The organism is Actinoplanes sp. NPDC051343, assembly GCF_044455125.1.
Taxonomy (GTDB): Bacteria; Actinomycetota; Actinomycetes; order Mycobacteriales; family Micromonosporaceae; genus Actinoplanes.
The window spans coordinates 224575-239096 of sequence record NZ_JBITEL010000009.1; the positions used below are offsets into that span (position 1 = coordinate 224575).

Annotated in this window: 14 protein-coding genes; 6 read left to right on the forward strand and 8 right to left on the reverse strand. The window is 72.0% G+C overall.

What is annotated here, in order from left to right; all coding sequences use genetic code 11:
- Window positions 1-48 precede the first annotated feature (48 nt).
- Together ACIA5C_RS29000 and ACIA5C_RS29005 are read left to right on the forward strand one after the other, a co-directional pair.
- A complete protein-coding gene (locus ACIA5C_RS29000) occupies window positions 49-483 on the forward strand; it encodes a protein phosphatase (RefSeq protein ID WP_396060104.1) in 435 nt (144 codons plus the stop codon).
- A gap of 63 nt (window positions 484-546) precedes the next feature.
- Entirely contained in the window at window positions 547-1026 is a 480-nt protein-coding gene (locus ACIA5C_RS29005; protein ID WP_396060106.1) for an SRPBCC family protein, read from the forward strand.
- A gap of 10 nt (window positions 1027-1036) precedes the next feature.
- Here ACIA5C_RS29005 and ACIA5C_RS29010 read toward each other — a convergent pair whose 3' ends face one another.
- Together ACIA5C_RS29010 and ACIA5C_RS29015 are read right to left on the reverse strand one after the other, a co-directional pair.
- Complete coding sequence (locus ACIA5C_RS29010; protein WP_396060108.1) at window positions 1037-1822, reverse strand: class I SAM-dependent methyltransferase; 786 nt, start codon at window positions 1820-1822, stop codon at window positions 1037-1039.
- Between the two features lie 10 nt (window positions 1823-1832).
- Window positions 1833-4631 (reverse strand): LuxR C-terminal-related transcriptional regulator, encoded by a 2799-nt coding sequence (locus tag ACIA5C_RS29015; protein ID WP_396060110.1) that lies wholly within the window; start codon window positions 4629-4631, stop codon window positions 1833-1835.
- 96 nt (window positions 4632-4727) lie between these two features.
- Here ACIA5C_RS29015 and ACIA5C_RS29020 point away from each other — a divergent pair, with 96 nt between their 5' ends.
- A complete protein-coding gene (locus ACIA5C_RS29020; protein WP_396060112.1) occupies window positions 4728-5543 on the forward strand; it encodes a hypothetical protein in 816 nt (271 codons plus the stop codon).
- Here the strand turns inward: ACIA5C_RS29020 and ACIA5C_RS29025 are convergent.
- From ACIA5C_RS29025 to ACIA5C_RS29050, 6 genes are read right to left on the reverse strand one after another with little or no spacing between them, the layout of a single operon-like run.
- Entirely contained in the window at window positions 5435-6028 is a 594-nt protein-coding gene (locus ACIA5C_RS29025) for a dihydrofolate reductase family protein (RefSeq protein WP_396060114.1), read from the reverse strand. The two genes, ACIA5C_RS29020 and ACIA5C_RS29025, sit on opposite strands and share 109 nt — an antisense overlap.
- A gap of 30 nt (window positions 6029-6058) precedes the next feature.
- Window positions 6059-6967, reverse strand: a complete 909-nt coding sequence (locus ACIA5C_RS29030; protein ID WP_396060116.1) for an RNA polymerase subunit sigma-70 — start codon at window positions 6965-6967, stop codon at window positions 6059-6061.
- Window positions 6968-6971: 4 nt separating this feature from the next.
- Window positions 6972-8630: a glycoside hydrolase family 3 protein gene (locus ACIA5C_RS29035; RefSeq protein WP_396060118.1), complete on the reverse strand. Its 1659-nt coding sequence runs from the start codon at window positions 8628-8630 to the stop codon at window positions 6972-6974.
- Window positions 8569-8958: a hypothetical protein gene (locus tag ACIA5C_RS29040; protein WP_396060120.1), complete on the reverse strand. Its 390-nt coding sequence runs from the start codon at window positions 8956-8958 to the stop codon at window positions 8569-8571. Before ACIA5C_RS29040 ends, ACIA5C_RS29035 begins: the two co-directional genes overlap by 62 nt.
- The gene (locus ACIA5C_RS29045) at window positions 8955-10148 is read right to left on the reverse strand and encodes an ABC transporter-binding protein (RefSeq protein ID WP_396060122.1); all 1194 of its coding nucleotides are present in this window, start codon (window positions 10146-10148) and stop codon (window positions 8955-8957) included. The genes ACIA5C_RS29040 and ACIA5C_RS29045 overlap by 4 nt, the downstream gene beginning before the upstream one ends.
- A 55-nt stretch (window positions 10149-10203) precedes the next feature.
- Window positions 10204-11520, reverse strand: a complete 1317-nt coding sequence (locus tag ACIA5C_RS29050) for a M1 family metallopeptidase (protein ID WP_396060124.1) — start codon at window positions 11518-11520, stop codon at window positions 10204-10206.
- A 35-nt stretch (window positions 11521-11555) separates the two neighbouring features.
- On the opposite strand from ACIA5C_RS29050, the gene ACIA5C_RS29055 reads away from it, so the two are divergent.
- From ACIA5C_RS29055 to ACIA5C_RS29065, 3 genes are read left to right on the forward strand one after another with little or no spacing between them, the layout of a single operon-like run.
- Entirely contained in the window at window positions 11556-12134 is a 579-nt protein-coding gene (locus tag ACIA5C_RS29055) for an ArsR/SmtB family transcription factor (protein ID WP_396060126.1), read from the forward strand.
- Window positions 12131-13363, forward strand: coding sequence for an MFS transporter (locus tag ACIA5C_RS29060; RefSeq protein WP_396060128.1), 1233 nt, complete (start codon window positions 12131-12133; stop codon window positions 13361-13363). The genes ACIA5C_RS29055 and ACIA5C_RS29060 overlap by 4 nt, the downstream gene beginning before the upstream one ends.
- Window positions 13360-14514, forward strand: a complete 1155-nt coding sequence (locus ACIA5C_RS29065) for a PQQ-binding-like beta-propeller repeat protein (RefSeq protein WP_396060130.1) — start codon at window positions 13360-13362, stop codon at window positions 14512-14514. The genes ACIA5C_RS29060 and ACIA5C_RS29065 overlap by 4 nt, the downstream gene beginning before the upstream one ends.
- The last annotated feature ends 8 nt before the right edge of the window (window positions 14515-14522 follow it).

Sequence of the window (14522 nt, forward strand, 5' to 3'; positions counted from 1 at the left end):
GCCGCCGGCGTCGCTCGCTGAAGAACTGCATGGCGCAGACTGTAACCCATGTTGTGGGAACCGGGGGACGCCGGCGCGTTCCTGCTGCCGTCCGGCCGGACGATCCGCGGGCGCGGGCTGCGCGACCCGATGCCGTCCGGCCACGCACCGACGTACGGGGTCTATCTGCTCGGTGCGGAGCCGCCCGAGTTCGGCTGGACGAGCCGGTGGATCCGCTGGCCCGACTTCCGGTTACCGGTCGATCCGGCGTACGCCAGAAACGTTCTGATCGAGGCCTGGCAACGCACCGCAACCGACCGGGTGGAGGTCGCCTGCGGCGGCGGCCGCGGGCGCACCGGAACCGCCCTGGCCTGCATCGCCGTGCTCGACGGTGTCCCCGCCGAGAAGGCCGTCGCGTTCGTGCGCGAGCACTACCATCCGCGCGCGGTCGAGACACCGTGGCAGCGGCGGTTCGTGCGGCGTTTCGCGGCCGACGGAAACTAGGGCAACGATCAGAAGCGGCCACTAATCTGGAGCCCGGACGCCAGTGCCGACCCTGGGGGCATCATGATCGTCGTTGAGCGCACGTTCACCGTCGAGATCTCCCCCACGGCGGCGATCGCCTACCTCACCGACTTCGGCAACACCCAGGAGTGGGACCGGGCCGCCCAGCACACCGTCCGCAACGGCACCGGCCCGCTCCAGCCCGGAGCGACGTGGCGGCAGGCCTGCCGCATCTTCGGCATCACCACCGAACTGACCTGGACCCTGATCGAGGCGACCGGCGAGCGTCTCGTCTTCCACGGCCGCAACGAGGGCGCCACGTGCACCGACACGGTCCTCGTGCGGCCGGCGCCGGGCGGCACCGAGGTGACCTACCGGGTCGAACTGGAGATGCACGGCCTGGCGAAGCTGGCCGCCCCGGTCATGAAGATCGAATTCGAGAAGCTGGGCACGGAGAGCGCGGCCGGTCTCAGCCAGGCACTCAACCGGCTCTCCGCCCCGGCCTGGCGGCCGTCGGCGATTCCGCCTCCGGCGCCGGCGTAATTCCGGCGGACTATCGGTGGAGCAGCACCTGGACGTACGCGGCGGGAAGCTTCGCCGTGCCGTCGGTGGCGACGTTGTGCCGTTCCGCCAGAGCGACCAGATCGTCGTAGAGGGCCTTGCCGTCACCGCCCAGCGCCTCGAACGCCTTGACGGTCGGGCCGTAGTACGCCTTGAAGTAATCGGCGAACGCGGCCGGGCTCTCGAAGCGGAAGACGAACGTACGCGGGACGACCTGGACTTTGCGGTCGAACAGCTCCCGCAGCCGCGCCTCGCTCCCCCACTCGACCGGGCCACGGACGCCGGGTGGCGGCGGTACGCGGCGGCCGACCGTCCGGAACATTTCTCCGATGAAGCCCTCCGGGGTCCAGTTGGCCATCGCGATCGTTCCGCCCGGACGGCACACCCGCACCAGTTCGGCCGCGGTCTGCTCCTGGTCGGGGGCGAACATCGCGCCGACCACCGACAGCACGGCGTCGAACGCCGCGTCCGGATAGGGCAGATGCTGCACGTCGGCGACGGCGGTCTCGAGGGGCAGGCGCTCGGCGGCCGCCCTCTCGGCGGCCCGATCGAGCAGCGCGGGCACGTAGTCGGTGGCGGTCACCCGGCACCGGCAGCGGGCGGCCGCGATCGCGGCGTTCCCGGTGCCGGCCGCGACGTCGAGGACTCTCGCTCCCGCAGAGAGATCGGTGGCCTGTACGAGTTCCTCGGCGATCGGGTGGATGAGCGCGGCGACGGCGCCGTAGTCGCCGCTCGCCCAGGTCTGCTGCTGTCTGGCGGTCAGGCCGGTCAATGTCATGGGGAAAACGCTAAAAGCCCGGCCCGGACGGCACATGGGGAGAACTCCCCAGGTTGGCGCGGAACTCGGCGGCGGCGTGACCGCGGGAGCGTACGCCCAGCTTGGCCAGTACCGCCGACACGTGGTGATCGACGGTCTTGGGCGACAGGGTGAGCTTCTCGGCGATCTGGGCGTTGCTCAGTCCCTCGGCGATCAGCGCCAGCACCTCGCGCTGCCGGCCGGTCAGCCCGGCCGGATCGCGGGCGGTGGCGGGACGTGGGCCGCGTGGGGCGGGCTGACCGGCCGCACGCAGCCGGGCTCGTAGCCGCGCGGCCGGGCGGACCGCGCCGAGCCCGTCGAAGATGCGCAGGGCGCTGGCCACCGCGTCGGGGTCGCCGTAGGAGAGGGCCTCGGCCTGGGCCCAGGGGCAGCCGCGCGCCACCCACTCGCGCGCGGATGCCGCCCAGTCCCCGGCCAGCAGCAGCCGGAACGGCCTTGCTGCCGAGTCTCGCCGGCCGCCGAGGCGGCCGCCTTCCAGCGGGCCGACCGGACCGCCGCCGACGCCTTGCCGCCGGGCCGGGTCGGTGCCGCCGCGCCCGGCCCGGTCGGTGCCGCCGCGGTCGGCCGGATCGGTGCCGCCGCGCCCGGCCGGATCGGTGCAGCGCCATTCCCAGAACGCCAGTTCGCCGGCGAACCAGGTGTGGCCGACCCGGTCGGCGACCGCCCTTCCCCGGCGCGCCGCCTCGGCCGCCCTGGCGTCTTGTCCGCACAGCCAGAGGGTTTCGGCCAGTGCCAGTGCGGCCGGGCCCACGAACTGCACCTCGTCGGCCCGGTAGGCCCGTTCGGCGGCGAGCGTCGCGTCGTCGAGCGCGCCCGGCTCGCCGCGGCGGGCCCGCAGCAGCGCGCGCACGGACAGGGCCGTGACGAGCGCGGCGCCCGGCTGCTCCGGCCCGGCCAGCGCCCGCTCGACGTCGTCGTCGGCCGCCTCCCAGCTGCCCTTGAGCAGGTGGATGCGGGCGCGGTAGCCGAGCACGTGGCCGCCGTAGCCGTCGAGGTCGTGGGCGGCCAGGTAGGGCAGCAGACGATCCATCGCGGACAGTGCGGTGTCGAGGTCGTAGCGGTCGGTGGACAGGGTGGCCAGGTTGACCAGAGCCCGGGCGGCGTGGTCGTGGAAACCGGCCGCGGCCGCCCGCTCGTGGGCGTGCAGCAGGTCGGCCACGCCCTCGGGTTCGCCCGCGGTCAGGCGGCTCGAGCCGATGTTGACCAGGGCGTGCAGTTCGGTGCCCCGGTCGCCGAAGCGGGCAGCCAGCGCCATCGCGCGCGAGCCCCAGTCGATGGCCGGTGTGTGCTGCTCGGCCAGCATGAGCAGCTGGGAGAGGTTGCTGTAGGCGGCGGCCAGGGCGGCCGACGGGGGCACCGACCGGAGCACCTCGACCGCCCGGCGCCCGGCCGCCATCGCCTCGTCGGGGCGGCCGTTCCACCAGTTCAGCCGGGAGACCCAGCGCAGGTCGTCGCCGATCGCCACGGCGTCGTCACCGGTCTCGCGCAGGGCCAGCGCGTCGAGCCGGGCGGTGATCGCCTCGGCCGTCGAGCCGGCCAGGTAGGCGGCGTGCGAATAGCCTTCGAGCAGCTCGGCGCGTTCGGCTGCGGGCCGGTCGGCGGCGACGGCCAGGGCGGTCCCGTAGTGCGCGACCGCCTGCTTGTGCGCGCCCAGGTCGGCCGCTCGGCGGGCCGCCACCGGCGCCCAGCGCAGCACCGCGGCGTGGTCGTGGGCGTGGTGGGCGTGGTGCACCAGGCGGGCCGGGTCGACGCCGGGGCGGTCCCGCAGCGCGGCCAGCACACGGCGGTGCAGGGCGGCCCGCCGAACCGGGGACAGCGCCTCCTCGACCGCGCGGCGCAGTAACTCGTGGCGATAGGCGAGGTCGCCGCCGGATTCGGTCAGAACGCCCCGCGACAGGCACTGATCGGCCGCCACCGCGAGGTCACCGGCGGACGACGGTTCCGGCGTCGAAGAGGGCGTGCCACGAAAAGGCCCGGAACCGGCCGGGTCGGCGGCGTCGAGGAGCCACGGCTCGGCGCGGCCGGGGACGACGGCGACCAGGCGCGCCACCTCCCGGGCGGGGGCCGGAAGCGCGGCCACGCGGGAGAGGATCAGGTCGCGTACGGTCGGCGGGACGTCGCCCGGCGGGACGGCCAGCATCTCGGTGACCAGGAGGGGGTTGCCGCCCGTCGCCGCGTACACCTGGGAGCCGGACCGGTCGGTGCGGCGGGCGAGAATCGCAACGGCCCGGCGGCTCAGCGGCGGCAGGGGGATCCGGCGGACGATGCCGGGCGGCAGGCCGGCGAGGACGCCGCGCAGGCGATGCTCGGGGCCGACCTCGTCGTCGCGGAAGGTGAGCACCAGCAGGGCGCGGCAGAGGGCCAGCCGGCGGCCCAGGAACGCGACCATGTCGAGGGTGGCCTCGTCGGCCCAGTGCAGGTCTTCGAGGACGAGCACCGGCCGGGCGGTCTGCGGCGGCCGGTCGAGGGCCTCCAGCAGCAGGTCGAAGGATTCGGCGCGGGGGCCGTGGCCGAGCGAGTCGCGCAGGCGTCCGCCGAGGCGGCGGGCGATGTCGTGCAGCGGACCCAGTGCCCGCGGGGTGAGCAGCGGGTCGCAGGTGCCCAGCAGGACGTCGGCGCGGGGGCCCGCGGCTTCGGCGAAGGCGGCGATCAGTGCCGACTTTCCGGCGCCGGCCTCGCCGCTGAGCACGGCGACCCGGCCGCCGGCGACGCTCTCGGCGAGCAGGCGTCGCAGGTCGGCCTCGGCGTCGGCCCGTTCGAGAAGCTCCATCCACGACGACGCTAGGCCGGACCTCCGGCTGTCACTAGCGTCTTTTGGACAGTCGACCCGGTTCATGAAGGTGAATGGTCGGCTAAGGTCGGGCGCGTGCCGGTGATGACTGTCGCCTCTGAGCGGACCCATGCGCGCCGCAGCCTCCTCGCGTGGCTGTCGACCGTCCTGGTCGCCCTGACCTGCGCGGCGGCCGCGGCGGCGGGTGCGGCCTGGGTGGGCTGGCGGGCCGCCGGGCCGCTGCCGTCCGATGTCCGGGCGCGGGAGATCGTGGCGCCGCTGGTGCCCGCGGCACCGGTGCGGCTGGGCGAGCGCGACGACTCGCTGTTCGGCTATGCGGGTGGCGGTTCGCTGAGCTGGCTGCTCGGCGATGACCGCTTCAGCAGCGGCTACGTCGACGTCGCCCTCGGTGGGGCGTCGTCCGACCAGGCGCAGGCCGCCATGAAGGCCGACGGCTGGCAGGTCGACACCGACCGCACCCTGGGCGTGAGCGCCCGCCGGGGCGAGGACGCGGCGCTGCTCTACCAGCAGGGCGGGTCGGTGACGATCCGGTTGGAGCGGGCGCGGCCGGGGCCGGTGCGGCCGCTCGAGCTGGCCGGCTGGGTGGCCGGGCTCCTGCTCGGCTGGGTGGTCGCGCGGCGGCTGATCCGGGCCCGGCGGGCGGCGTTGATCGTCGGGGCGGGGTCGGCGGTTCTGCTGCTACCGGCCACCGTGCTGACGACCGGGCAGTTGTTCTCCGAGTCCGTGCTGCCGTCGACGATCACGCCCCCCGCGCTGTGGGGCGACTACGCGTTCTTCGTGGTTCACCCGATGGCGCTGGCCGGGGCCGTGCTGGGGGTTTTCGCACTCGCCCTGGCATATCGGCTGAGGACGGCGGCGCCGGTCGGCTCGGCGGACAGCGTTCGCCAATAGGCGGGTGCCGTGCCGTCGGGGAACAGCCGGCGGCCGCGGCCGACGACGGTCGGGAAGGTCAGCAGCCGATACTCGTCGACCAGGTCGTGATCCATCAGCGCGTGCACGACCCCGACGCTGCCGGCGACGACCACATCGCGTTGCTCCTGCTTCACCGCGTCGGCCAGGTCGCCGTCGAGCAGGCTCGAGTTGGACCACGCCGACGTGTCGGTCAGCGTGCGCGAGACGACCAGCTTCTCCACCGCGTTCATGCGCCGCGAGAACGGGTCGTCCCGGGTCGGCCAGAGACGCGAGAACAGCTCCCAGGTGGTGCGCCCGAGCAGCAGGACCCCGTCGTTCAGCAGCGGGCCGAGACGGAACTTGTCGCCGGCGACCGACTCGGGCCCGTGGCGGAAGGCCCAGCCGCCGGTGGGCGTGCCCCCGGAACCGTCCGGATCTTCGATGACGCCGTCCAGGGTGATGAACTCAATGACGATGACTCTCATGCCGATACATACCGGCGGGGCCGGGTGAACTCATCGCGGCGGCAGCGCAAAGATTTCCAGGACGGCCGGGTCGGCGAAGACGACGTTGTGCGCGACGAGGCCGTCGGCGACCGTCAAGACCTGCAGGGAGTGCAGCCGATGGCCACCATCGGCCTCCGGGGCGTACGCGGCGAGCGCCGGCTGGCCGTTCGCCGTGAGCTCGGTGATCAGCCAACCCGGCCCGCGCATCGCGAACACCCGCTCCATGAACCGGCCGTAGTGGTCGCGGCCCTGGTACCACAGCGGCACCGGCGGCATCTCCATGATCGCGTCGTCGGTGAGCAGCCGGACCAGCTGAGGAACGTCGGCCGCCTCGAAGGCCTGTGCGTATCGCCGGACCGTCCGGCGGACCTGCGGGTCGTCCGGTTCGGCGATCTCGCCCGGGTCGCCGACCCGGGCGAGCGCCGCCCGGGCCCGCTGCAGAGCGCTGTTGACGGCCGGGACCGTGGTCTGAAGCTGGATGGCGACCTCGGCGCCACTGAAGTCGAGCACCTGGCGGAGCACGAGCACGGCCCGCTGCCGCGCCGAGAGGTTCTGCATCGCCGCGACCAGGGCCAGCCGCAGGTCGGCCCGCGCGTCGACCTCGGACCGGCCGTCCGGGAACGGCTGCAGCCACGCGATGTCGAACGCCGGGGTCAGCGGCGCGCCGGGGTCGTCGCTCCGGTCGACGAGCCCCGACGGCAGCGGCCGTTTGGCGGCTCCTTCGAGCGCGGTCAGGCAGACGTTGGTGGCGATGCGGTAGAGCCACGTCCGCACCGACGCGCGGCTCTCGTCGTAGCGGTCGCGGGCCTTCCAGGCGCGCAGCATCGTCTCCTGGGCCAGGTCTTCCGCCTCGTGGAAGGAGCCCAGCATGCGGTAGCAGTAGGCGATCAGCTCGCCGCGGTAGGGCTCCAGGTCCACCCGTTCAGTTTCCCGCGCCGTACGGGAAAACGCCCTTGATCGTCACCGGAAGGTGACCCGTAGTTTTGATCTTGCCCTGCACAACCTCGGCGAGAGCGGTGATCGAGACCGGCTGGTAGTCGTAGGCCGCCAGGTAGCTCGGGGCCGACGGGAACGAGGCGATGTCGTAGGGTCCGCCGACCGAGGCGACCACGATCGGCTTGCCGGTCGCCAGCAGGGCGTTGACCAGCTTCTGCTGTGCGGTGTCGCCCCAGGCGTTGTACGTGGTGACGACCGTGACGTCGGCGGCCCGGGCGGCGGTGACCGCCTGGGCGATCACGGCGTCGCTCGGCGAGCCGGTGTAGAAGCGGGTCGCACCCAGCGCGGACGCCAGGTTGGTGGTGGTGCTCGCACCCCAGCCGGTGACCAGCACGTTCTGGCCGTCTCTGAGGGGCAGGCCCGCGCCGCGGAGCTTGGTGATCGAGTGCGCCGCGATGTCGGCCATGGTCGCGAGGTGGGCCGGAGTTCCGACGACCGGTGTCGGACCGACGATCGGGTCACGCGTCTTCGTCGCCAGGATCCGGCGCACCGACTGGTCGATGCGCGACTCGCTGATCGTGCCGTTGCCGACCGCGTCGATCAGGGCCTGGATCGCGCCGGGAACGTCGCGCGGCATCAGCAACTGGTCGACGCCGGCGTTCACCGCGCCGACCACGATCTGCTCGTTGGTGTAGCCGTTGAGTGCGGCCGCGTCGAGCGCGTCGGTGATCACGACACCGTGGTAGTGCAGCTGGTTGCGCAACAGGCCGGTGATGATCGGCTTGGACAGGCTCGCCGGTGCGCCGGACGCGTCGAGCGACGGCGCCACGATGTGCGCGGCCATCACGCTGGTCGTGCCGGCGGCGATCGCGGCGACGAACGGCGGCACGTGGGTCCGCACTATTTCCGCGCGGCTCTCGTCGGTCACCGCGACCCCGTTGTCGGTGTTGACCGTGGTGTCGCCCAGCCCCGGGAAATGCTTGGCCTGGGTGCCGATCCCGGCCGCGCGGTAACCGGCGATCGCCGCGGCCGAGTCGATCGAGACCGGGACGGTGCGGTCGCCGAACGAGCGCACCCCGTCGGCGCTGTTCTGCGGGTTGGTGTTGACGTCGACCACCGGCGCGTCGACCTCGGTGATGCCGAGCGCGCGCAACTCCTCGCCGCTGACCCGGGCCGCCCGGTAGGCGTTACGCGGGTCGAAGGTGGCGCCGATCGCCATGTTGCCGGGACCGACCGCGAGCGGCGCGCCGATCCGGTTGACGACCCCGCCCTCCTGGTCGGTGCTGATCTGCAGCGGGACGCCGGTGTCGGCGAGCGCCGCCGCCTGCAGCCCGTTGGAGAGGCCGGCGATCTGGGCCGGGCCGGTGAGGTTGTCGCTCCAGGTGAAGTAGATGACGCCGCCCAGGTGGTATTTGGCCACCGCCTGGGCCGGGGTGGTCACGTCCGAGCCGAACTTCGCCTGGTTGGCCGCGGCATCCGCGGCGGTCACGCTTGTCGCATTGCCGCCATAGACGTACGAGACGACCATCTGACCGATCTTTTCGGCCAGCGTCATGCCGTTCAGCGGATCACCCTTCGGTTGATCACTGTGTGGTGGGCTCACGATCAACGTCGCGGTCAGGGTCGCCGTCAACCACCGTCGCATGCGAAACGTCCTCCTCGGGTTCCCCGGTGCCGGACAGGGCCGACTTCGGGGTCGACTGGTAAGAGCGGTAGGTGAGCCAGAGCGCGACCACGGCGGTGACCGCGGCGGCCACGCTGGACAGCTCGTCGGCCAGCGAGGGCCCGAGCGCCACCACGAAAGAGATCACGGTGATGACGACCAGCACGCCGAGCCCGCCGGTGCGCACCCAGTTGTGCAGGATGACATTGATGTCGCGCTTGAGCAGATAGTTGACCCCGGCCTCGGCGATGACCACGAGCGCGGTCACGACCAGGCAGATCTGCCACGCGTCCAGCTTCGAGTGGGTCATCGCAGCGCCGCCTTCATGTCCTCGACGAACTGCGGGCTCAGTTCGCGGTCGGTGTAGAGGAAATCGTGGACGTGGCGTTTTAGCGCGTCCGAGAAAGCGGCGTAGCCCTGGTGGATCGGGCGCGGCCGGGACTGCTCGACCGCGAAGCGGACCAGGCTGAGTTCGGGCCGCGCCTCCTGCACGCCGGCGTCGATGTAGGCGTCGACGCCGGTCGGCGCGAAGCCGTAGGTGGCGAGCAGCTTCTGTGCCGGGGTGTCGGTCAGGAAGTGGATCGCCCGCTGGGCCTCCGAGCGGTGCCTGCTGTGGGCCGAGACGGCCAGGCCCTGCCCGCCGATGATGCCGATCGGCAGGCGGCCGAGCGTGATCTCGAAGGTGCCCGGGTCCTCCCGCTCGGAGTGGTCGACGGCCGGGAAGTAGACCGGCCAGTTGCGCATGTAGCGCAGGTTTTTCCGTTCGTACGTCAGGATCGTGCCGGCCTCGCCGGCCTCGGTCACGACCCGTTTCCGCCGCACCGCCTCGCGCAGCGGGCTCAGCGCCTCGGCCCACTGGCCCAGGTTGGTCGAGACCACGCCGTCGGTGTCGAGGATCGCGTCGTCCTGGGCCAGCGCATGCTCGAGCACGTTGATCACGAACGCCTCGTCGGTCTGCGAGCCGACCGTCTCCAGCTGGCCGACGAACTGGCCGGGCGGCGCGTTGAGCATGGTCTTGAGGGTGGGCTCGCCGCCGGACGAGTTCCGGTCGGTGACCCGGCGGTAGAGCATGCCGACGTCGGCGTTCCACGGCGCGGCCCAGAACTCGGTGTCCGAATCGTCGAACGCGCACAGGCGCTTGAGGGGCGGCAGCAGGGAGATGTCGTTCCCCGGCTTGATCGGCTTGATGCGGCCCTCGGCGGCGAACCGCGGGATGTGGATGACGTCGAGGTTGAAGATGTCGGCCGGCGACTGGCTGAACTTGTCGTACTGATCCTGGGTCGTGCTGTTGATCAGCAACGGTTTGATCTGGGTGTCCGGGTTCAGTTCGTTCCACATCGTGATGAGCTGCCCGCGGCCGCCCGCCGAGTCGTCGACGCCGGTGGCCAGCGTGAGCGTGATCGACTCGCGACGGGTGAGCAGGAAGCTCGCCGCGGTGGACAGCATCCCGGCGGTCAGCGCGCCGGCCAGGAACGACCGTCTTGAGTAGAGCTCCCCCATGAACCCACCGTACCGCCCAGTGACGCTCATCACTGGGCGGTACTGCTTCCGGGGTCTAACTCACTGGGGTAACCGTCCAGTCCGGGTGACCCGGCATCGGCGGCGTGGTGGTGCCGTAGAGCCAGTCGGTCAGGAACGGGCGCAGGTTGCGGTGTGCGACCCGCGAGGCGAGCGCCATGAAGTCCTGCGTCGAGGCCGACCGGCCGCGGTAGACCGTGACCCAGTCCCGCTCGATCTGCTGGAACGTGGCCACGCCGACTTTCTGCTGTAGCGCGTAGAGCGCCAGCGCGCCGCCGTCGTAGACGTTGGCGTTGAAGACGTCCCACACCGAGGTCGAGTCGAGCGGGGCGGCCACCGGGCCGAAGGCCGCCCGGTATTTGTCGCCGTCCGCGTAGACGTGCTTGAAGTACGCCTCCCGGTTGGCGTAGCCGCGCTTGTACTGACTGAAGGTGCCGCTCTGCTCCGCGTAGAGCAGCTCGTACCAGGTGGCGTGGCCCTCGTTCTGCCAGACGTCGCTCCACGACTCGGGTGCGACGCTGTCACCGAACCACTGGTGGGTCAGCTCGTGGACCATCACCGGGCCGAGGTAGTACTCGGGCGCCCCGAAGAGGCCGGTGTCGTAGAGCGAGAGGGTCTGGGTCTCCAGCGCGAAGCCCAGGTCGGCGTCGATGACCAGGGTGCCGTAGTCCTCGAACGGGTACGGCCCGACCTGCTTCTCCAGCCAGCGGAGGTGCTCGCGCTCCTGGGCGGCCCGGGGAAGCAGCGTCGAGGCGAGCCGGCGCGGGACGACGTCGCGAATCGTGGTGTGCCCGACCGACGGGCGCTTCTGAACGGCGAAGTCGCCGACCGCCACCTGCACGAGTTCGCTGGCCATCGGCTTCGACTCGCGATAGGTCGAGCTGACGTACCCGGCCCGGACCCGGTTCCGGACCAGCACGCCGTTGGCCGTGCCGGTCCAGCCGACCGGCTCGGTCAGCGTGATCGTGTACGTCGCCTTGTCGCTCGGGTGGTCGTTGCCCGGGAACAGCAGGTGCGCCGAGTTGGGTTGCCCGGCCAGCACCGTGCCGTCCTGAGTGGTCACGAAGCCGACCGGCGAGTCGGCGTTGGCCTCGATCGGGGTGGCCTTGAAGCCGCTGACCGTGACCCGGAACGGGTGTCCCTTGGGCAGGTAGTGCCGCGGCGTGACGACGAGTTCGTCGCCGCTGCGCGAGAACGTGGCCGGCCGGCCGTCGACCGCGACGCGCGCGACCGAGTCGCCGCCGAAGTCGAGGTCGAAGCGGGAGAGGCTCTGCGTCGCGATCGCGGTGACGGTGACGTCGCCGGAGACGGTCTGCTTCGGGTCCTTCGCGGCGTAACGCAGCTGAGCCCCCACTTTCCAAGGTAGACGTGAGAGATTACTCTCGAAACATGTCTCTCACGAATCCGCTGAGCGATGTCCCGATCTCCGACCCCCAGGCGATGCGGGCGCTCGCTCATCCCGTACGCCTCGCGGCGCTCTCCTTCCTGCAGCGCAACGGGCCCGCCACCGCGACCATGCTCGCGCCCGAGGTGGACGCGACACCCTCGGTGACCAGCTGGCACCTGCGGCACCTGGCGACCTTCGGCCTGGTCACCGACGCCGACCCGGACGAGGTGCCGGGCGACAAGCGGCAGCGCTGGTGGAAGGCGGCCGCCCGCGGCTTCCGCATCGAACCGGGCGACGGGCCGGAAGCCCAGGCCGCCTACGAGGTGCTCGGGCGGCGACTGTTCGAGGTCGCGCGCGAGCAGATCGACACCTGGTTGCGGGACACGGCGCCGGGGCTCTCCCCCGAATGGCTGCGCGTGGCCGGCCTGTCCAACACCCAGGTCTCGCTCACCCCCGACGAGCTACGGACGCTGGACGCGCAGATCGATCAGCTGCTCGGGCCGTACGTCATGCGACCGGAAGCGGACCGCCCGGCCGGCGCCGTGCCGGTCCGGGTCCTCCGGCACTTCCTGCCGTCATGATCAACAAGAGCTTCCGGAAGCTCTGGACCGGCGACCTCATCTCCCAGTTCGGCGACCGCATCACCGAACTGGCCCTGCCGCTGATCGCGGTGGCCACGCTCGCCGCGACCCCGGCCCAGGTCGGGCTGCTCACCGCCGCGGCCTGGACGCCCAATCTGCTCGGCGTGCTGGCCGGTGCGTGGGTCGACCGGCGCCCGCACCGCAAGGCCATCATGATCGTGGCCGATCTGCTGCGGGCGGCGGCGCTGTTCAGCCTGCCGATCGCGCACTGGCTCGGCATGATCACCCTGACCCAGCTCTTCGTGGTGGCACTGCTGAGCGGAGTCGGCCAGGTGCTGTCGATGGCCGCCTACCAGTCGTTCTTCGTCACGCTGGTGCCGCCGTCGGAGTACGTCGACGCCAACAGCAAGCTCAGCATCAGCCGCTCGGCGTCGTTCTCGGCCGGCCCGGCGATCGGCGGCTTCCTGATCCAGTTGCTGACCGCGCCGGTCGCGGTGATCTTCGACGCGTTCTCGTTCCTCGTCTCGGCGGCGTTCCTGTCCCGCATCCCGTCGACGCCGGTTCTTCACAAACAGGTGGGCGGCGTCGGGCACGGCGTCCGCTACGTCTTCCAGCACCCCTACCTGCGGGCCGCGCTCGCCTGCGTGACCACGCTGAACTTCTTCACCTTCATCGCCCAGGCGCTCGCGGTGCTGTTCGCCAGCCGCACGCTCGGCCTTTCGGCCGGCGTCATCGGCGTCTCCTTCGGCCTCGGCGCGGTCGGCGGTCTGGCCGGCGCCGCGCTGGCGCCGCGGCTTTCCCTGAGGTACGGCGTGGGCCGTCTCGTCCTGATCGGCTCGATCCTGTTCCCGGCCCCGATCGCCGTGATGGCCCTGGCCACCGGCCCGCACTGGCTGGAGGCGACGATCATCGCGGCCGGCGAGGCACTCAGCGCCGCCGGCGTGATGGTCTTCGACATCAACCTCAACGCGGTGCAGACCGCGGTGACCGCCGACCACATGCGCAGCCGGGTGTCGGGCGTGTTCAGCACGATCAACTACGGGTCGCGGCCGCTCGGGGCGGTGATCGGCGGGCTGCTCGGCTCGTGGATCGGCGTACGGCCGACGTTGCTGCTGGCCGCGGCCGGCGGGGCGCTGTGCTGCCTGTGGCTGCTCCCGTCGCCGATCCCTCACATCCGCACCCTGGCCGACATCGGCTCGGCGCCGGAACTCGTACACAATGAGGCGTGATCGACCTCGACGTGGCGCCGCCCCCGCGGGCAACCGTGACCCGGCGCCCGTCGATCCCGCTGCTGCTCAGCCTCGCAGCGGTGTTCCTGCTGCTGGGAGCGTCCGCCCCGAGACCGCGCCCGGCCCCGGGGGTGATCATCCCGGCGACGTCCCGCGACGACACGTTCGTCGACGGCGACCGGCTGTTCGTGATCAACCCGGCCGGGCTGCTGCGGATCTTCCGGCTGCCCGGCGCGCATCTCGTCCGGCAGATCCGGATCCGCCCGCCCGGGCCGGTCAGCGAGGTACGGCAGGCCGGCGAAGTCCTGCTGATCACGACGAGCGGGCCCCCGGCGACGGTGGCGGTCGACGCCGGCTCGGGCCGGCCGCTGTGGTCGGCCGAGGCGCACCCGGTCTCGGCCGCGGACGGGCTCGTGGTGCTGACCGACGACCTGTCCACCTGGGCCGTCGACTCCCGGACCGGGACCGTCCGCTGGCGTCTCGACCAGCCGGTCGCCGGCTCCCGATATCTGGTGAATGCCTCGTTCGACGGTATGACGGCGTTCGACGGACGCACGGGCGCGATGGTCGCCACGGCACCGATCCACCTGTCGGGTGTTGTCTACAGCTACCTCGCGGACGACCGGTTCGTGATCGGGGATTCGACCGGAATCACCGCCTACCGCCTGCCCTCGCTGACGGCGCTCTGGCACGTGGCGACCCCCACCCCGCCGGACCGTCTGGAGCCGCGGTGCGTCCAGGTCCTCTGCTACTACACCGGCGACCAGGGCGTGACCGTGCGCGACCCGGCGACCGGACGCACGTTGTGGAGCAGCCCCCGATGGGCAACGGTCGCACCACTCGGCGCCGGCATGGTCGCGGCGGCCGACAGCGGCCCGCTTGAGGCCGTACGCCTCACCCTGCTCGACCCGGCAACCGGCCGCATCCGCGGCGACTTCGATGGCTGGCACGCCATCGACGACCACCTCCGGTACGCCCTGCACCCGGCGTCCACCCGGCACGACTACTGGTTCGGCGCATTCGACCCGGCCCACGCCTCCGTCCGCATCATCGGCGAAGTGCCGCAGATGTCCGGCTCGTACCTCGCCGCGGCCGGCGCCCTCGTCTATCACCGGATCGACGGGTCGATCGCGGTCTGGCGCTTCGGCTGAGGGAGTTC